At 59.5% G+C, this 18,281-nt stretch carries 17 protein-coding genes; 7 read left to right on the forward strand and 10 right to left on the reverse strand.

Annotation, left to right across the window (positions count from 1 at the left end; all coding sequences use genetic code 11):
- Positions 1-159 precede the first annotated feature (159 nt).
- Genes ACLH1U_RS08645 through ACLH1U_RS08655 form a run of 3 tightly spaced genes read left to right on the forward strand, consistent with a single transcriptional unit; the run spans position 160 to position 3,866 of the window.
- Complete coding sequence (locus ACLH1U_RS08645; RefSeq protein WP_032453872.1) at positions 160-1,215, forward strand: amidohydrolase family protein; 1,056 nt, start codon at positions 160-162, stop codon at positions 1,213-1,215.
- Complete coding sequence (locus ACLH1U_RS08650; protein ID WP_023290783.1) at positions 1,205-2,473, forward strand: MFS transporter; 1,269 nt, start codon at positions 1,205-1,207, stop codon at positions 2,471-2,473. The genes ACLH1U_RS08645 and ACLH1U_RS08650 overlap by 11 nt, the downstream gene beginning before the upstream one ends.
- A gap of 58 nt (positions 2,474-2,531) precedes the next feature.
- On the forward strand, positions 2,532-3,866 hold the full coding sequence (locus tag ACLH1U_RS08655) for an MFS transporter (protein WP_194859777.1): 1,335 nt from the start codon (positions 2,532-2,534) through the stop codon (positions 3,864-3,866).
- 39 nt (positions 3,867-3,905) lie between these two features.
- On the opposite strand, the gene ACLH1U_RS08660 is transcribed toward ACLH1U_RS08655, so the two are convergent.
- Positions 3,906-4,622 (reverse strand): IclR family transcriptional regulator, encoded by a 717-nt coding sequence (locus ACLH1U_RS08660; RefSeq protein ID WP_023290781.1) that lies wholly within the window; start codon positions 4,620-4,622, stop codon positions 3,906-3,908.
- 166 nt (positions 4,623-4,788) lie between these two features.
- Here ACLH1U_RS08660 and ACLH1U_RS08665 point away from each other — a divergent pair, with 166 nt between their 5' ends.
- Both ACLH1U_RS08665 and ACLH1U_RS08670 read left to right on the forward strand, forming a co-directional pair.
- Positions 4,789-5,484, forward strand: coding sequence for a diguanylate cyclase (locus tag ACLH1U_RS08665; protein WP_032453868.1), 696 nt, complete (start codon positions 4,789-4,791; stop codon positions 5,482-5,484).
- The gene (locus ACLH1U_RS08670) at positions 5,481-6,428 is read left to right on the forward strand and encodes a hydroxyacid dehydrogenase (RefSeq protein WP_044524486.1); all 948 of its coding nucleotides are present in this window, start codon (positions 5,481-5,483) and stop codon (positions 6,426-6,428) included. Before ACLH1U_RS08665 ends, ACLH1U_RS08670 begins: the two co-directional genes overlap by 4 nt.
- A 1,094-nt stretch (positions 6,429-7,522) precedes the next feature.
- Here the strand turns inward: ACLH1U_RS08670 and norW are convergent.
- Both norW and norV read right to left on the reverse strand, forming a co-directional pair.
- Positions 7,523-8,659, reverse strand: a complete 1,137-nt coding sequence (gene norW / locus ACLH1U_RS08675; protein ID WP_048298098.1) for an NADH:flavorubredoxin reductase NorW — start codon at positions 8,657-8,659, stop codon at positions 7,523-7,525.
- Positions 8,656-10,104 (reverse strand): anaerobic nitric oxide reductase flavorubredoxin, encoded by a 1,449-nt coding sequence (norV, locus tag ACLH1U_RS08680; RefSeq protein ID WP_023290776.1) that lies wholly within the window; start codon positions 10,102-10,104, stop codon positions 8,656-8,658. Before norV ends, norW begins: the two co-directional genes overlap by 4 nt.
- Before the next feature lie 187 nt (positions 10,105-10,291).
- Between norV and norR the strand changes: the two genes are divergently transcribed.
- A complete protein-coding gene (gene norR / locus ACLH1U_RS08685) occupies positions 10,292-11,842 on the forward strand; it encodes a nitric oxide reductase transcriptional regulator NorR (protein ID WP_048335079.1) in 1,551 nt (516 codons plus the stop codon).
- On the opposite strand, the gene gutQ is transcribed toward norR, so the two are convergent.
- The 7 genes from gutQ to ACLH1U_RS08720 form a co-directional block, all read right to left on the reverse strand.
- Entirely contained in the window at positions 11,805-12,770 is a 966-nt protein-coding gene (gene gutQ, locus ACLH1U_RS08690) for an arabinose-5-phosphate isomerase GutQ (protein ID WP_411299191.1), read from the reverse strand. The genes norR and gutQ overlap by 38 nt on opposite strands.
- The gene (locus ACLH1U_RS08695; protein ID WP_004205671.1) at positions 12,763-13,536 is read right to left on the reverse strand and encodes a glucitol operon DNA-binding transcriptional repressor SrlR; all 774 of its coding nucleotides are present in this window, start codon (positions 13,534-13,536) and stop codon (positions 12,763-12,765) included. The genes gutQ and ACLH1U_RS08695 overlap by 8 nt, the downstream gene beginning before the upstream one ends.
- Before the next feature lie 66 nt (positions 13,537-13,602).
- Entirely contained in the window at positions 13,603-13,962 is a 360-nt protein-coding gene (gene gutM / locus ACLH1U_RS08700) for a transcriptional regulator GutM (RefSeq protein ID WP_117132727.1), read from the reverse strand.
- Positions 13,963-14,119: 157 nt separating this feature from the next.
- Positions 14,120-14,899 (reverse strand): sorbitol-6-phosphate dehydrogenase, encoded by a 780-nt coding sequence (gene srlD, locus ACLH1U_RS08705; RefSeq protein ID WP_002914815.1) that lies wholly within the window; start codon positions 14,897-14,899, stop codon positions 14,120-14,122.
- A 12-nt stretch (positions 14,900-14,911) separates the two neighbouring features.
- Positions 14,912-15,274, reverse strand: coding sequence for a PTS glucitol/sorbitol transporter subunit IIA (srlB, locus tag ACLH1U_RS08710; RefSeq protein WP_032453821.1), 363 nt, complete (start codon positions 15,272-15,274; stop codon positions 14,912-14,914).
- A gap of 13 nt (positions 15,275-15,287) precedes the next feature.
- Positions 15,288-16,268 carry a PTS glucitol/sorbitol transporter subunit IIB gene (locus tag ACLH1U_RS08715; protein ID WP_032453820.1) on the reverse strand — a complete coding sequence of 327 codons (981 nt, stop codon included), beginning with the start codon at positions 16,266-16,268 and terminating at the stop codon, positions 15,288-15,290.
- Positions 16,265-16,828: a PTS glucitol/sorbitol transporter subunit IIC gene (locus ACLH1U_RS08720; RefSeq protein ID WP_004205677.1), complete on the reverse strand. Its 564-nt coding sequence runs from the start codon at positions 16,826-16,828 to the stop codon at positions 16,265-16,267. The genes ACLH1U_RS08715 and ACLH1U_RS08720 overlap by 4 nt, the downstream gene beginning before the upstream one ends.
- Before the next feature lie 277 nt (positions 16,829-17,105).
- Between ACLH1U_RS08720 and mltB the strand changes: the two genes are divergently transcribed.
- Positions 17,106-18,185, forward strand: a complete 1,080-nt coding sequence (mltB, locus tag ACLH1U_RS08725; protein ID WP_023290770.1) for a lytic murein transglycosylase B — start codon at positions 17,106-17,108, stop codon at positions 18,183-18,185.
- Positions 18,186-18,281: the final 96 nt, after the last annotated feature.

Here is an 18,281-nt window from a genome sequence, read left to right on the forward strand (position 1 = left end):
CTCCCTTCCCCCGCTTTTAACGACCTTATACATCTGTGATTCACCTCTTATTTACATCATTTAAACCAATCGTTAACTGGATAAAAACACGGCAGCCTCGTTATAGTAGTTTTGTAAAATAAAACACTGTTGTACAGGGTAAAACAAAACGAGGTGTTCATGGAGATCGTTACCGCGCCGCACCTTGCGGTCAGAAACGAGTGGCTTGCGTTACATCGTGAAGCGCCATTACAACCCGAGCTGCCCATCATTGATGCGCATCATCATCTTTGGGATCGGCAAACCGGCCGCTATCTCACCCATGAGTTCAGCGACGATATCCAGACCTCAGGGCATCGCGTTGTCTCATCGGTCTATGTGCAATGCCGCTCTATGTTGCGTCGCGACGGGCCGGAGACGCTTAAACCGCTTGGTGAAATCGAGTTTGCCAGCGGTATCGCCGCGATGTTCGCCAGCGGACATTATGCAAACGCGCTCGGATGCGAAGCCATCATCGGCGGGCTCAGTTTACTGGCGGGGGACGCGATGCAGCCTGCCATTGAGCGCGCGATAGCGTTATCCGGCGGGCGGCTGCGTGGGATGCGCAATCCGTTGGCCTGGCATCCCGATCCGCGGGTAACCTCCAGCCCGGTTACGCCACCGGCAGGCCTGGCGCAGAGCGCTCCGTTCCGCCGGGGCGCTGCCTGTCTCGCGAGGCATGCATTGTCGCTCGATGTATGGGTTTACCACACGCAGCTGGAGGAGATTGCCGATCTGGCGCGGGAAATACCAACGTTACAGATTGTGATCGATCACTGCGGCGGGCCGGTCGGCGTTGGACCCTGTTCAGAACGGGATCCGGACATGTTTCAGCAGTGGCGAAACGGTATGCGACGTCTGGCGGAACTGCCGAACGTATGCGTAAAAATTAGCGGCTTTGGGATGACGGTCAGGGGGTTTCACTTCGCAGCGGCAGAGACGCCGCCGGATTCGCAAATGCTGGCACAGGCATGGATGCCGTGGTTTGAGACCATTGTTTCTCTTTTCGGTGCCGAACGCTGCATGTTCGCCAGCAACTTTCCCGTCGATAAAGGCATGTTCAGCTACGGCGTTTTCTGGAACGCCTGCAAACGCCTGGCGCAACAGGCGTCCCCTGACGAACAGGCGCAGTTGTTCTGGCGTACCGCCGCAACCTGTTATCGGTTAACCTCTGTGGAGAATATCAATGACCAGTAAAAGCGAGCTAAATCAATTTACTGCGACTAAAGCGACGCCTGACGCATTGCCACAACGCGTCGCTGAGAGGCGGACGCTGGCGCTGGGCGGCCTTGGCTGGACATTTGAAAGCTACGACTCCTTTCTGCTTTCATTGCTGTTGCCAGTGCTGGGCGTGGTGTTCGGTATTAATAAAACCGAGCTTGGGCTGTTTATCAGCGTCACGGCCGGGGGGCAGATTATTGGCGGGATCCTGTTTGGTTTTATCGCCGACAAAATTGGGCGTGTGAAAACGGCGCTGATCTGTATCGCCATCTATTCACTCTTTTCCGGCCTGTTAGCCTTTACGCACGATCAACAACATTTCGCGCTTTTACGTTTTTGCGGCGCGCTGGGTATGGGCGGAATGTGGACCTCGGGCGCGGCGCTGATTGCTGAAACCTGGCGACCTGAACGGCGCGCACGCGGCGGCGCGTTGATGCAAATGGGCTTACCTGTTGGCGCTATTCTGGCTATCAGCCTGACGGCAATCGTCAGCTCGGTCAACGGCGGCCTGGAGCAGGGTGCATGGCGCTATCTGTTTATGATCGGCGCGCTGCCGGTATTCATTATGAGTGTGGTCGCCTGGTTCACACCGGAATCGCAGGTTTGGCTTGCTCGTCAACAGGCGAAGGCGACGAGTCGTCAACCTGCCGTCAAGCTGGGTAAACAGAATCTGCGAGGTCTGCTGTTGGCCTTTGTCTTTATCTTTTTTATTCAGTATCTGTTCTGGGGCGTATTTACCTGGACACCCACCTATCTGCGGGAAGTCAAACATCTGGATTTTTTGCACAGCCTGAAGTTTGTACTTGCGCTGCAGGCTGGGGCCATCGCGGGTTTTCTGGTGTTTTCGGTGCTGGCGGATAAGTGGGGACGCCGTCCGATGTTCCTGATTTATCTGTTAACCGGCGCCATTGCCGTCGCGCTGTACCTTGTGACCACGCAACCCTTCATTCTGATGGTGGCGATTTTCATGGCCGGTTTCGGGGTTAACGGTATTTTTGCGGGCTCGGGACCCTTCCTGGCGGAAATCATCGGGGACACCTCATCCCGGGGCTTCCTGATGGGGCTCGCCTATAACGGAGGCCGTCTGGGCGGATTTATTGCGCCGCTACTGATTGGCGCTGTCGCCAACGCTGGCGGTTTCACCGCGGGACTGGCGACGACCGTGGTTGCTTTCCTTGCGGCGATGCTGGTGGTGTGGCGAGCGCCGGAAACCAGAGGCATCAAGCTGAAGTAACTTATTTCATCTCTACATCGTTTTCCTGATAAACATAATGAAACCCTGCGAGGAAACCATGACCGATCAATTACCGCACCGCGCGAGCGATAACGACGCGCTGGAAAAAGAAACCATGCGACGGGTTATCTGGCGCATCCTGCCTTTCCTGGTGGTGAGCTACCTGGTATCGATTATTGACCGCGGCAACATAGGCATGGCGGCGCTGCAGATGAATCAGGATCTGGGCCTGAGTAAGGCGGCTTTCGGCTTCGCCAGCAGCTTGTATTTTGTGGCCTACTTTATCTTTGAAGTACCCAGCAACCTGGCGATGCAGAAGGTGGGGGCACGATTGTGGATCCCGCGCATTATGATCAGCTGGGGAGTGGTATCGATGTGTATGGCGCTGGTGCAAAATACCACCTCCCTTTACATCGTACGCTTTTTGCTGGGGGCTGCCGAAGCGGGCTTTTTCCCGGGCGTGGTGCTCTATCTTACCTGGTGGATCCCGTCGCGCTACCGGGCGCGGATCATCGCCTCGTTTATGGTGGCCATTCCGCTGGCTAACTTTATCGGTTCCCCGCTTTCCGGGTTGATACTGATGATGGATGGGTGGTTAGGCCTGCGCGGCTGGCATCTGTTATTCATTATTGAAGGGCTGCCGGCGGTCCTGCTGGGGATAACCGCGTTTTTCATCTTGCGGGACCGTCCACATCAGGCTGGCTGGTTAAACGATCGTCAGAAAGCATGGCTGGAAAACACGCTTCAGGCGGAGCGCCAACAGCAGAAACAGATCGGCCACACCTCCACCTGGCAGCTGTTGAAGCATCGTCAAATCTGGCTCATGGCGCTGATTTACGCCGGCGCCTCCTCTGCCGGCACGACCCTTAGCGTCTGGTCTCCCCAGCTGCTGAAGTCGTTCCATCTGGATAACCTGACCACCGGGCTGCTTAATGCCATCCCCTATGGTCTGGCCTCGGTGCTGATGATTGTCTGGGGGCGCAGTTCGGATCGAAGTAATGAACGCCGCTGGCACACGGCGCTCACCCTCTTTATGATCGCGGGCGGCGTGTTTGCGGCGTTTATCAATCTGTCGCTGCCGGCCACCATTGCGATCCTCAGCACCATTCTGATTGGCGCTTATGCGATGAAGGGGCCCTTCTGGGCGCTGGCGTCGGGCTGGATGAGCAGCACCTCAGCCGCCGCCGGGCTGGCGGCCATCGGGGCGATCGCCAACCTGATTGGCGGCGCGGTGATGGTGAATGCCTACGGCATGATTAGCGAACGGACAGGAAGCCATACGCTGGCGATGCTCCCGCTGGCAGGCTTGTGTCTGGCAGGCGGCATTGCGGTGCTGGCCATGGGGCGCCGTTACTCGCAGACGGTCAGGCAGGAAAAACAGGTGACCCATTAATAAGCAAAGGCGGGATTTTTCCCGCCTTCTCAGCAAAGCTTACTCTTTCACACCGTAAAACGTTTCGCAGAATGTCTTGCTGGCGCCTAGCTTGAGCGACAGGCGGTTGGCCGTCTCCTGCATGAGCTGGCTGATGCCGCTCGCTTTACGATCTTCCGTCAGACGCGATGCCGGCCCGGTCAGGGCCAGCGCCGCGATCAGTTTATCGTGGACGCCAAACACTGGCATGGCGAAGGCCGCGGTGTGCGGGTCGCGCGCGCCGGAGGTATAGAACGGCAGCGTCGGTTCGTCTTCCGGCAACGATTCACCCAATCCCCAGCGGCGTAAAACCTTACTGATAGCGGAACCATCCAGCGGGAACTGGCTGCCAGGCAGGTTGCTGTGGCGCAATCCCTGGGAGGCTTCGGCGCGGAACAGACACAGGCGTTGTCCGCCTTCAATCACATACCAGCTTGCGCTTTCGCTGGAGGCCTGTGACAGCGCCTGCAATTCCGGCTGTACCACTCTGGCAAGTTCAAATGATTGCTCATAGAGCTTGCCAAGATAGAGCAGACGGTGGCCGAGCGTATAGGTGCCATCGTCGTGCCGGATGATGTAGTTCATTCGCTCAAGCGAATTCATCAGGCGATAAACGGTTGTTTTGTGATATCCCGAAAGCTGGGCCAGCTCCGTTAACGTCAGACTGTCATTACCGGGACGGAAGCAATCAAGTAAAGCCAGCGCCTTTTCAACGGCAATTACGCCTTCATTCCCCATCATGTTCTCCTTTTTGCCGAACAAAATTGTACCTGAATTTTGTGAGTAACTTCGTGTTTACATCACAAACAACTTCGCAACACTGGCGAAAAGCGAAGCAATGCACGTATAGTTGTTTTATATAGTACACATTAGTTGTATCTAGTAAAACAAATGGGGAGTCACCATGCCTGCTTCGCAACAGAAACTCATCAATTTTGCTATTGCGCGTGTTACCGCGGAAGAAGTCCGTCAGGCCGCCGAATTTCAGGCCGCCATTCTGGCTGACGTGGCCGGACGCCGTGGCACATTACATGGCCGCATCAAGCCGCTGGCGCCGCATATGGCGGTCGCCGGGCCGGCGATTACCGTCGAGGTTCGCCCGGGGGATAACCTGGCTATTCACGCCGCAATGGCCGTCGCTAAACCTGGCGATGTATTAGTGATCGACGGGAAAGGCGATCTCTCCTGCGCGCTGCTGGGGGAGATCATGGCCACGCAGGCGCAGGCCAGCGGTATCGCCGGGATCGTTATCGATGGCGCCGTTCGTGATGCGGAGACCTTAAGCAAACAACGCTTCCCGGTGTTCGCTGCCGGCCTGAACCCGTGCGGCCCGACCAAGTTCATTCCTGGCCGGGTCAATCATGCCATTTCGGTCGGCGGCGCCGCGGTGCAGGCGGGGGACTTAGTGGTCGGGGATATTGACGGCGTGGTCGTTATCCCACGCGAGGAAGTCCGCACCATCATCGAACTGGCGAAAGGCAAACTGGAGATGGAAGCAAAACGTCTGGTTGCTATCCGCGATGGCGATCTACGTCCGCACTGGCTGGAGGGCGCCCTGCGTCAGGCGGGGATGCTGAGCGAAGGGGAGACGCTGCCATGAGTGCTAAAAACGTGGTACTGATTACCGGCAGCGATTTGGCTGACGCGGCGCTGGGGATGCTGGAAGATTACGAACTTGTCTTTGCCGGCCGCCAGCCTACAGAGGCCCAGTTGATCGCTCTGTGCCAGCAGCACAATCCCGTCGCGATCCTGGTGCGCTATGGCCACATCACTGCCGCCGTTATGGATGCCGCCCCGGCATTGAAGGTGATTGCCAAACATGGCAGCGGCATTGATGTCATTGACGCCGAGGCGGCTGCCGCGCGCGGCATTCTGGTTCGCGCAGCGATCGGGGCGAATGCCGCCGCGGTGTCCGAACATACCTGGGCGTTAATTTTGGCCTGTGCTAAGTCGGTCATTCCGCTCGACCGCCGCCTGCGTGAAGGGCACTGGGATAAATCCACGCATAAATCGCTTGAGCTTGAGGGCAGAACGCTGGGACTCATCGGCCTGGGCGCCATTGGCAGCCGGGTGGCGAAGATTGCCTGTGCCTTTGGTATGAAGGTTCTGGCTTACGATCCCTATGCGAAAGCAGTCCCGCCGGGATGTGAACGTGTTGCTGAACTTAACGATCTGCTCAGGCAGGCCGATGTGCTGTCCCTTCATTGCCCCTTGACGCAACAAAACAGGGGAATGATCAATGCCGCCACGCTGGCGCAGTGTAAGCCGGGCGCCATCCTGGTCAATACCGCGCGCGGCGGGTTGATTGACGATGCGGCGCTGGCCGCGGCATTAAAAGCGGGGACCTTGCGCTGGGCGGCGCTCGACAGCTTTAACAGTGAACCATTAACCACGCCCCACATCTGGCAGGCGATCGATAATGTGATTCTGTCTCCGCATGTGGGCGGCGTAAGCGATGCCTCTTACGTGAAAATGGGGACCGCTGCCGCGGCCAATATTCTGCAGGCGCTGCAGGAGTCGGCTCAGACAGAAACAACGTATTAAGTGTTAATCGAACCTGCGCTTCCGGTTAATTATTTTGCCCTTATGAGCTTACGGGCGGCATCCGCAGGCCGGGTAAGCGTAGCGCCACCCGGCAAACTAACCGTGCAACAGGGTTGCCTTGGAGGTAATCAACGCGTGCCCGGCGGCGCTGCGCTTGCGCGGGCCTACCGTATCTGAGCTTACGGGCTACATCCGTAGGCCGGGTAAGGCGCAGCCGCTACCCGGCAAACTAACCGTGCAACAGGATCGCCTGGGTGGTGAGCTATGCTTGCCCGGCGGCGCTGCGCTTGCGCGGGCCTACCGTATCTGGGCTTACGGGTTACATCCGTAGGCCGGGTAAGCGTAGCGCCACCCGGCAAACTGGCGGCGCAACAGGGATGCGTGTATTGCAGATACGGTTATTGGATTGCCATTTTCTCACTCCGGCAAAAAGCGTCTGTCGCGTGTGATTTCAGCGTACATTGCGCTCCCGGTTAATCGTCTGCGTTATGCCTGGCATGGCGCAGGGAGCGCACAGGGGGCGGCCAGTCGCCGCCGCCCCCTGTACCCCCGGGCTCCGGCCAGCAAAATCGCCGCTACGCGGTACCTTCGACTTATCCCTGCAGGCTTCGGGTCGGGCCGAGGCAGCGTCCGTGCAAAACACGGCCCTCAGCCCGCATCCATGCGGGCTGCCCCGGCCTTCCGGGAACGTCTCAGCGATTTTGAGGCCGCCAGCACCGGCAGTTTCAGTCGCGCAAGTGGGTAAATCAACGACAGGTCGCACGATCCGTAGGCCGGGTAAGGCGCAGCCGCCACCCGGCAAACTAACCGTGCAACAGGGTTGCCTTGGAGGTAATCAACGCGTGCCCGGCGGCGCTGCGCTTGCGCGGGCCTACCGTATCTGAGCTTACGGTTTACATCCGTAGGCCGGGTAAGCGTAGCGCCACCCGGCAAACTGGCGGCGCAACAGGGTTGCCAGGGAGGTAATGAACGCGTGCCCGGCGGCGCTGCGCTTGCGCGGGCCTACCGTATCTGAGCTTACGGGCTACATCCGTAGGCCGGGTAAGCGTAGCGCCACCCGGCAAACTAACGGCAAAACAGGGCTGCCTGGAAGGTCATTCACTCACCAGCTGTTTGAGCAGCGCGAAGGCGTCTTTCATCTTGTCTTCGCTGACCACAAAGGCGCGCAGTTGATTCGCCTCATCCAGCCCTTTCGCCACCAGCCCCTCTTTGGCGGCCACGATGTTCCACGTCAGATCCTCGCGGCGGGTGTCGCCGGCCAGATGCAGCGGCAGATCCGGGGTCTTCACCTTCACCAGCATTGGCGGCAGCTTGAGTTCGCCCGCCTGCGCCAGCAGGTTTTTACTCAGGCACATGGCGCTGAGCAAAATCGGCTGCAGGAACGGCAGTACCGTACCGTTGATTTCCGCACAGTCGCCGAGGGCGTAAATCGCCGGGTCGCTGGTTTGCAGCTGGCTATTGACCACCACGCCGCGGTTAATCTGCAGTCCGGCGTGGCGCGCCAGCGAGGTTTCCGGGCGCAGGCCGGCGGCGGCCACCACCGCATCGACGGTTATCGCGCGCTGGCGGTCGAGACTGACGCGGATGCCGTCGGCGGTGTGTTCAAGCCCTTCCAGCTGCGTTTTTAACATCAGATGGACGCCCATCCCGGTGAGGCGATGCTGCAGACGGCTGCTGACCTCCGGCGGCATCAGCGCCGCCAGCACGCTGGCGGCATTATCGACCACCGTTACCGCTTTACCGGCGCGACAGAAATCCATCGCCAGCTCGCAGCCAATCAGGCCGCCGCCGACGATCAGCACCCGCCTGGCGTCGCGGAGCTGGCTCTGCGCCGCGCCATATTCGCGCTGGCTGTTCAGCGTTAGCATCAGCTCGCGGCCCGGCACCGGGGGGATAAACGGCGTGGCGCCGGTGGCCAGCACCAGTTTGTCGTAGCGCCACTGCTTATCCAGGCTTTTCACCCGATGGTTTTCAGCGTCGATATCGCTCACCCAGGTATGGGGAAACAAGCGCAGGTGGTACTGTTCGGCGAACTCGCCGGCGCTTTGCAGAGTCAGATCGTCGGCGTGCTGTCCGCGGCTGATGACGTGGCTGAGATCGGGCTTGTTATACTCATCCATGCTGTCGGCGGCGATGAGGGTCAGCGGGATCTCGGCATCCTGCTTACGAATATTTTTCACCAGCTGGCGGGCCGCGAAGCCCGAGCCGATGATGACGATGCCATCACTCATTTTGCCTCCGTTGCCAGAACATCAAACACATCTTTACCCAGCGAACATTCAGGGCAGAGGAAGTTATCCGGCACGTCGCTCCACGGCGTACCCGGCTGCACATCCTGGTTAGGTTCGCCTTTCGCCGGGTCATACACCCACTGGCAGACGCTGCACTGCATCATGGGACCGAGATCGGCGGCCGCGGCGGCGGCACAGGCGCACTCCTGTTGTTCCGGCGTGACTGTCGCTTCAGCAACCGGCAGTGGAGCGAGCGCCCACTGGCGGGCGATGTCGCGCCCATGTTGGCGGCACAGTTCGAGCGCGTCGATATCCGGGCGCCATTTGGCCTTCAGACTCAGGGACATTTCAAACCCGGCATCCTGCAGGCGGGTGGACAGGCGGTCTACCGCGCCGCCGCTCCAGCCGTGGGAGCCAAAGGCGCTGGCGCGTTTGTTGCGAAAACGCAGCCCGGTCATCTCTTCCACCAGCCCGGCAATTTTCGGCATCATGACGTTGTTCATGGTGGAGGTGCCCACCAGCACGCCTTTTGAGCGGAAAACGTTGGTCAGAATGTCGTTTTTGTCGCTGCGGGCGACGTTAAAGATTTTCACCGCCACCCGTGGGTCGACCTCGGTGATCCCCTGGGCAATGGCGTCCGCCATCATGCGGGTGTTGTTGGACATGGTGTCGTAGAAAATCGTGATGCGATCTTCCTGATAATCCGCCGCCCATTCGAGGTATTTCTCGACGATTTGCGTCGGGTTATCGCGCCAGACCACGCCGTGGGAGGTGGCAATCATCGCTACCGGCAGGTTGAAGCCGAGAATTTCGTTAATTTTCGGCGTCACCAGGCGGCTGAAGGGCGTCAGGATGTTGGCGTAGTAGCGCTGGCACTGTTCGTACAGTTCAGTCTGGTCCACTTCATCGTTGAACAGATGTTCGTCGCAGTAGTGCTGGCCGAAGGCGTCATTGCTGAACAGCACCGCGTCGCCGGTCAGGTAAGTCATCATGCTGTCCGGCCAGTGCAGCATTGGCGTTTCCACGAAGATCAGCTGCTTACCATTGCCGATATCGAGGGTGTCGCCCGTTTTCACCACGTGGAAGTTCCACTCCGGGTGGTGGTGGTGGCCGTTGATGGAGTCGATGGCGTTGGCGGTGCAGTAGATCGGCGTATCCGGGATCTGCATCATCAGCTCAGTCAACGCGCCGGCGTGGTCCTCTTCGGCGTGGTTAATAACGATGTAGTCGAGGTCGGCGAGGTCGATTTCGCGGCGCAGATTCTGCACGAACTCGCGGCTGAATTTATGATCGACGGTATCGATCAGCACGTTTTTCTCTTCGCGGATGAGATAGCTGTTATAGCTGCTGCCGCGCAGCGTTTTATATTCGGTGCCGTGGAAATCACGCACTTCCCAGTCACGTTGGCCAACCCAAAGAATGTTATTTTTCACCACAATAGACATAGCAACCTCAATTAATACAGTGTGTTCAAAGTCAGTTGATTGATGTATTACAAGTTGCGTGCCAGTTTTTTAACTTATTGAATAAAAGCATTTTTTAAATTTTCATGATTTTAGTTGCTGTCAAAATGACAATGATTAAAATAGTCGATATGACTATATTGGCTGTCAAAATGACAATGGAGCGATGATGAGTTTTTCCGTCGAGGCGCTGGCGAGAATCGCCATTGATTTACAAAGCGATATCGGCCACGTCGACCGCTTTTCGCGCCTGATCGCCACCCTGCGGCAGATCCTTGGCTGCGACGCCTCGGCGCTGCTGCGCTATGAGGCCCATCAGTTTGTGCCGCTGGCGATCGATGGTCTGGCGCAGGATGTGCTTGGCCGGCGCTTTGCACTGGATGGGCATCCGCGGCTGGAGGCGATCGCCCGCGCCGGCGATGTGGTGCGCTTCCCGGCGGACAGCGACCTGCCGGACCCCTATGACGGCCTGATCCCCGGCCAGGAGAGCCTCAAGGTTCACGCCTGCGTGGGGTTGCCGCTGTTTGCCGGGCAAACGCTGATCGGCGCGCTAACTCTTGACGGCATGGATGCCGACCGCTTCGACAGCTTCAGCGATGAAGAGCTGCGACTGATTGCCGCGCTGGTGGCCGGGGCGCTGAATAACGCGCTGCTTATCGCCCGCCTTGAAGCGCAAAACGTCCTGCCCGCGCAGGTGGTGAATTACCCGCAGCCGGAGCGTCAGGAGATCATCGGCCTGTCGGCGCCGATGCTGCAGCTGAAAAAAGAGATCGAGATTGTCGCCGCCTCGGATTTGAACGTGCTGATCAGCGGCGAAACGGGGACCGGTAAGGAGCTGGTGGCGAAGGCGGTGCATCAGGGATCGCCGCGTGCGGCTAACCCGCTGGTGTACCTCAACTGCGCGGCGCTGCCGGAGAGCGTGGCGGAGAGCGAGCTGTTCGGTCACGTGAAAGGGGCGTTTACCGGGGCTATCAGCAATCGCAGCGGCAAATTTGAGATGGCCGATAACGGCACGCTGTTCCTCGACGAAATCGGCGAGCTGTCGCTGGCGCTGCAGGCGAAGCTGCTGCGCGTCCTGCAGTATGGCGATATTCAGCGTGTCGGCGATGACCGCAGCCTGCGGGTCGATGTGCGGGTGCTGGCGGCCACCAACCGCGACCTGCGCCAGGAGGTGGTGGAAGGGCGCTTTCGCGCCGACCTCTATCACCGGCTGAGCGTCTTCCCGCTGTCGGTTCCGGCGCTGCGCGAGCGGGAAAATGACGTGGTGCTGCTGGCTGGCTATTTTTGCGAGCAGTGCCGCCTGCGGATGGGGCTGGCGCGGGTAATTTTAAGTGAGGCAACGCGAAACAGGCTGCAGCAGTGGTCGTGGCCGGGCAACGTGCGCGAACTGGAGCATGCCATTCACCGCGCGGTGGTGCTGGCGCGGGCTACTCAGGCTGGCGATGACATAGTACTGGAGCCGCAGCATTTCGAGTTTACGGCGACTGCGCCGACGTTGCCGACCGAGGCGGCGGCAGCGGCGCCGGCAATGGGCAACGTGAATCTGCGCGAAGCCACGGATAATTTCCAGCGCGAGGCGATTGCCCGCGCGCTGGCGGCACATCAGGGCAACTGGGCGGCGACCGCCCGCGCGCTGGAACTCGACGTCGCCAACCTGCACCGGCTGGCGAAACGTCTGGGGCTTAAAGGATCCCGGCCTGGTAAAAGTTCTGCAGGTTGATGGCGCCGACCAGTTGGCCGTTTTCATCGACTACCGGCGCGGCGCTGATTTTGTGCTTCATCAGCCGCTCTTTGGCTTCCACCGCGCGGCTCTCCGCCTGTAGCGTCACGCCGTTGCGGGTCATCGCCTGCGCGACGCCGTCGTTTAAGGTGCCGCCGCCCACCAGCCAGCGGCGCAGGTCGCCGTCGGTGAAGACCCCCTGCACGTGGTTGGCCTCATCGCAGACCGCCACCAGGCCGAGCCCGGTGCGGCTTAGCTCGAGCATCGCGTTCATGACGTTGGCGTCCGTGCCGACGCGCGGCACTTCGTCGTCGCGGCGCATCAGGTGATGCACTTTGTTCAGCAGACGCGCGCCGAGCGCCCCTGCCGGGTGGGAGCGGGCAAAATCCTCTTCATTGAAGCCGCGGGCCTGCATGACCGCCATCGCCAGCGCATCGCCAAGCATCAGGGTGTTGACGGTGCTGGAGGTCGGCGCCAGGTGCATCGGACAGGCCTCTCGCTCGACGGCGATATCCAGCACCGCTTTCGCCGCCAGCGCCAGCGGCGAGGTGGATTTGCCGGTCATCGCCAGCAGCGGGATACCTTTTTCCTCCAGCCGCGGCACGATCAGATCCAGCTCTTTCGCGCTGCCGGAGTAGGAGATAAACAGCATCACGTCGCGGCCGTCGAGCATGCCAAGATCGCCGTGCAGCGCTTCCGCCGGATGGACAAAAAAGGCCGGAGTGCCGGTGCTGGCGAAAGTCGCCGCCAGCTTTTTGCCGATATGACCGGATTTACCGATACCGGAGACAATCAGTTTGCCCTCGCAGTGGATGATGGTTTCCGCCGCGCGGATGAAGTCGTCGCCCAGGCGTTCCGGCAGGCGGCTCGCCTCCTGTAGCTCCAGCATCAGGGTCTGGCGTCCGGCCTCTAACAAAAAGTTACTCATGATGTTCTCCAGTAATGATGACTTCTATGCCTTTGGCTTCCAGCGCCCGCTGGAATGCAGGGTCAATATCGGCATCGGTAATCAATTTATCCACGCGCTCCAGGCCGCAGACGATATTGGGGCTTTTACGGCCAAACTTTGACGAGTCGGCCATCAGGATCACTTCGCGGGCGGCGTTGCACATCGCCTTGCTGACGGTATACACCTCATTGAAGGTGGTGACGCCGGCGTTCAGATCGATGCCGTCGGTGCCCATAAACAGCTTGTCGAAACTGAACTGTTCGAAGGCGTTTTCCGCCAGCTGGCCGTGAAAGGAGGCCGATTTTTTGCGGAAGGTGCCGCCGGGCATCAGGATAGTCTGTTCATTATCCAGTTCGGCAAGGGCGTTGACGATATGCAGGCTGTTGGTCATCACCGTGATGTTATTGAAGCGGCTGAGCAGTGGGACCATCTGCAGCACCGTGCTGCCGGCATCAAGGATGAGGGAGTCGCCATCATGAATAAAGCGCACCGCCGCTTCGGCGATGCGCGCTTTCTTATGGGTGTTGATCAGCGTTTTATGATCGATCGGCGGATCGGCTTCATCTTTGTTGAGTACCACGCCACCGTAGGTGCGAATGACGGTGCCGGCGTTTTCCAGCGTGACCAGATCCTTGCGGATGGTGGTGCCGGTAGTATCGAAGTGTTGCGCCAGCTCTTCGACCGAGCATTTTCCCTGCGACTGCAGGAACTCGAGAATGGCTGCCTGGCGCTGACGTGGTTTCATAGGCGTCTATCCTGCGTTTAAGTTTCGAAGTGATAATTTCGCAAGATATTTACTTTTACAACGAAATTATCCATGTTTCGGATTAAGCGCTAATGATAGTGCATTCTGACAGCGCGGATCATGGGGAAAGATCACATCAGGCTGCAATTCCCCGATATGTTTGCCATCCAGCGCGGGGATTTTTTGCGGTCGGGCGAAAATGGTGAAGCCTTTCATCAGCAGCGTGTCGCAAATGCGGTTGTCATCATCAACGGCGATAGCGACGATGGCGCGCGGTTGAAAGCGCCCGGCGGAGCGGCCGACCCCCACCCGACCCTGCTGGCACAGGCTGTCGAAGGCGCGATTGAAGCGGCGGATCTGCCAGCCGCCGAAGGCCAGTTGGGTAAGCCAGGCGATGGCGGCGATGGTGATGAGTGCGGTAACCATAGGTGTCTCCTTAAGGGGGCCGGGAACAACCCGGGTCGCGGCGCGAGCGCCTAACCCGAGCGACCCGCGGTGCCGTATTTTTGTCGGGTGGCGGCTAACGCCTTACCCGACCTACCGTTTTGTAGCCCGGATAAGCGCGGCGCCATCCGGGAGCCCTTTAAAACATCACCTGGCCGCCGGTAACGTTGATCGACTGACCGGTGCAGTACGACGCCTGCGGGCTGGCGTAAAACATCAGGACGTTCAGCACATCCTGATATTCGCAACCGCGCTTCAGGGGCACCTTGTCGATGTAGTACTGCTCGACCTCGCTCTCATCGATACCGAGCTTGGTGGCGTACTGCGGCAGCAGCGACTGGAACATCGGCGACTTCAGCAGATTACCGAGCATCAGTGAGTGTACGGTAATGCCGTACTCCGCCAGATCCAGCGCCAGCGACTGGGTCAGGCCGACGCCGCCGAACTTCGCCGCGCTGTAGCCGGAGTTGTGCTTGCTGCCCACTTTGCCGGATTTCGAGTTGATCTGAATGATGCGTCCCTTAATGCCGTCGCGGATCATCAGCCGGGAAAACTCGCGGGCGCAGAGGAAGTAGCCCACCAGATTGACCTGCAGCGAGCGGTCGAAATCCCCCAGCGCAAAGTCGCTAATAAACGCCGCTTTAGCGATGCCGGCGCTGTACACCAGCAGGTCGACACGCGAGAAAATCTCATCCACTCCGTGGGCCAGCGCGGTGACGCTGGCCTCGCTGGTGGCGTCGGCGCCGAAGCCATACGCCATGCCTTCGCCATATTCAGCGTTAATCTCCTGGGCGACGCGGCTGGCTTTTTCGCTCTGAATATCGACCACCGCCACGCGGTAGCCCTCGGCGGCCAGCCCGCGGCACAGAAACTCTCCTAAGGTTTGTCCACCGCCAATGACAACAGCAACCTGATTCATCTTTCTCTCCTGTTAAGCAACAAATTTCAGTACGCAGCCGGTGGCGATGCCTTCCGGCACCGGGCCCGCGACGTGCACGGTTCCGGGGAATTCCGCTTCGCGGTGACCATCAAAGCGCAGGGTGATGTGGCCCAGCTCGCGCAGGTTTTGTTCGGCGACCTCGCCGACGGCGGTCACCGGGTAGCGCAGCTCGCCAAGCTGCAGCTCTGCGCCCGGCTGCAGCGCGCCGGCAAGCTCGCCGTGGTTGTGAATAAAGCAGTACGCTTCGATATCCGCCGGGGCGCCCTCGCGGAAGGTGATCAGCATCTGCTCCTCCAGCGCCATCGTCGCGCAGGCGCCGATATGGGTAATGGTGGTCTGGTAAATCACGGTCATCTTCTGGCCCCTCTTACTGGTAAATAAATCCGGAAACGAACCACGCGATCAGCACCGTTGGCGCGCCGGTCAAAAAGCGGCTGACCAGCACCGACGGCACGCCGACGCGCACGGTATCCTGGCGGGCTTCAGCCAGCGACAGGCCTACCGGGATAAAATCGCAGGCGGCCTGGGCGTTAATGGCGAACAGCGCCGGCAGGGCGAGGTGCGGGGGAATATTGCCGAGGCCGATCTGAACGCCGATCAGTACGCCAATCACCTGGGCGATAACCGCGCCGGGGCCGAGAAACGGCGACAGCAGCGGGAAGGAGCAGATCAGCGCCAGGGTCACCAGACCCAGCGGATGGCTGGCCAGCGGCGCCAGGCCATGGGCGATCCAGTCGCCGATGCCGGAGGCCATGATGATGCCGATCAGCGCCGAGACGAAGGCCATAAACGGCAGGATGGTCTTCAGCACCGTATCGATGGTGTCGCGCCCGGCCTGGAACAGCACCGCCACCACCGAGCCCATCCCCATCCCGACCTTCGCCAGCAGGCCATCGCTCTGTTCAGTGATCTTTTTGCTGGCGTCGTAATCGCGACCCGCGCGGTTGTTCTCCGCCGGCGGCTCGGGAGCTACCGCGCTGTCGGTCGCGATGCGCTGAATGTTCTCCTCTTTGACGCCGGAGACGTAGATATCTTCTGTGATGTACTGGGCCAGCGGCCCCGATTTGCCGGTGGCATGGATATTCACCGTCGGGATGCGACGCTTGGGGTAGAGCCCGCAGCGCAGGGTGCCTCCGCAGTCGATAATCGCCACGCCGATGTCGCTTTCCGCCGGTTCGCCCTCTTTAAAACCATCCACCGCCTGCCAGCCGGTCAGGCTGGCGATGCGGTCAACGATCGCCGGGCGGGTGCCGGCGGTGATATAGACGATCTTTTTGCCCTCGACGACGTCGAGCTCAAGGGGGCCGCCCCAGCCGCCGGTACCTTTCTCAATACGAATCCGGGTCATGATGTCGCTCCTGACAGATGCACTTTCTGAGCCAGCTGAATCGCCATTTTTCGTTCGAAAATCGAGGTGGTCAGGTCGGTGACCCAGCCGCGGAAGAAGTTGGTCACCAGCCCGACCAGCAGATAGCTCACCGCCAGCGGCCCAAGCGGCAGGCCGAGGGTGGTGAGGCCGTTGGCGATGCCGAGATAGACGAACAGCTCGCCGGGGTTGATATGCGGAAACAGGCCGTTCATCGAGTGGCAGCTGTAGGACGCCGCCGCGTAATAGCTGGGCTTGTACTTCTCTGGCATAAAGCGGCCCAGGCTCAGGGTCATCGGGTTACAAAACACAAAGGTGCCGATGCAGGGCAACAGCAGGTAGCGGGAGATCGGGTTCCCGGCGCAGCGCTGCGCCAGTTTTTCGATCCGCTGCTGGCCGATAAAGTTGATCAGCGCGTTCATGATCACCAGCAGACTGATCAGCAAGGGGAGGATCCCGGTCACCATTCCGGTAAATACCTCGCCGCCTTTCTGAAACAGGCCGATAAACCACTCTGCGCCGTGGGTCACGACGTCAATCATTGTTCTCTCCTTCAGCATGTTATTTTTCTTGCTAACTGCAGGCTGATTTTAATCACTTTGAAAGTTTTTAAAGTGTTAAATGGATCGCAAAATGAAAGATAAATATTTTATTTCGAAAGATTGGCGCTGAGAGGATGAAATCACGAGGCGCATGACAGCATCTAGGAAGGGGGGCGGTGAAGGACTATTTTGTCTACAAACAGATTGTCGCTTTCTTGTTGGTCGTCGCATGCTTTACCATAATTATCCCTTGCTGAATTTGTTAAACGGAATTCCCATGTTGAAGCGTCGCTCTCTGGCTGTACTTCCCCTTTGTGTGCTCCTCGCTGCCTGCAGCAGCAAACCCAAGACTCCCGCGGAAACGGAGATGGCGAGTGGAACCGGCGGCTTTTTGCTGGAACCGCAGCATAACGTGATGCAGATGGGCGGCGACTTCGCCAACAACCCGGCAGCGGCGCAGTTCATCGATAAGATGGTGGCGAAGCACGGCTTCGACAGGCAGCAGCTGCAGGAGATCCTGTCGCAGGCGAAGCGTCTGGACTACGTTCTGCGGCTGATGGATCGTCAGGCGCCGACCGGCCTGCCGCCGACCGGGCCGACCGGCGCCTGGCTGCGCTACAAGAAACAGTTTATTACCCCCGATAACGTGCAGAACGGCGTGGTGTTCTGGAATCAGTATCAGGACGCGCTCAACCGCGCTTATCAGGTCTACGGCGTACCGCCGGAAATCATTGTCGGCATTATCGGCGTGGAGACCCGTTGGGGCCGGGTGATGGGCAAAACGCGCATCCTCGACGCGCTGGCGACTCTGTCGTTTAACTATCCGCGCCGTGCAGAATACTTCTCCTCCGAGCTGGAAACCTTCCTGCTGATGGCGCGCAGCGAAAGCGACGACCCGCTGGATCTGAAAGGCTCTTTCGCCGGGGCGATGGGTTACGGCCAGTTTATGCCGTCCTCCTATAAGCAATACGCGGTGGACTTTAACGGCGACGGCCATATCAACCTGTGGGACCCGGTGGATGCGATTGGCAGCGTGGCCAACTACTTCAAACAGCACGGCTGGGTGAGCGGCGATCTGGTGGCGGTGCAGGCGCTGGGCCAGGCGCCGGGGCTGGAGAATGGTTTCAAAACCAAATACAGCGTTTCGCAGCTGTCGGCGGCGGGATTAACCCCGACCCAGCCGCTGGGCAACCATCAGCAGGCCAGCCTGCTGCGCCTGGACGTCGGCACCGGCTATGAGTACTGGTACGGGTTGCCGAACTTCTACACCATCACCCGCTACAACCACAGCACCCACTACGCCATGGCCGTCTGGCAGCTTGGCCTGGCGGTTTCTCAGGCCCGCGGCGGTTATTAATACTGTCATCCGGCTGACCGATCCCGAGCCTCCCCGGATAGCGGCGCGTAGCGCCTTATCCGGGCTACGGTCTGTTATCCGGTTGGCAGCCCCGGT

The organism is Klebsiella sp. 1SOBk5mer (assembly GCF_046603115.1).
GTDB lineage: Bacteria > Pseudomonadota > Gammaproteobacteria > Enterobacterales > Enterobacteriaceae > Klebsiella > Klebsiella quasipneumoniae.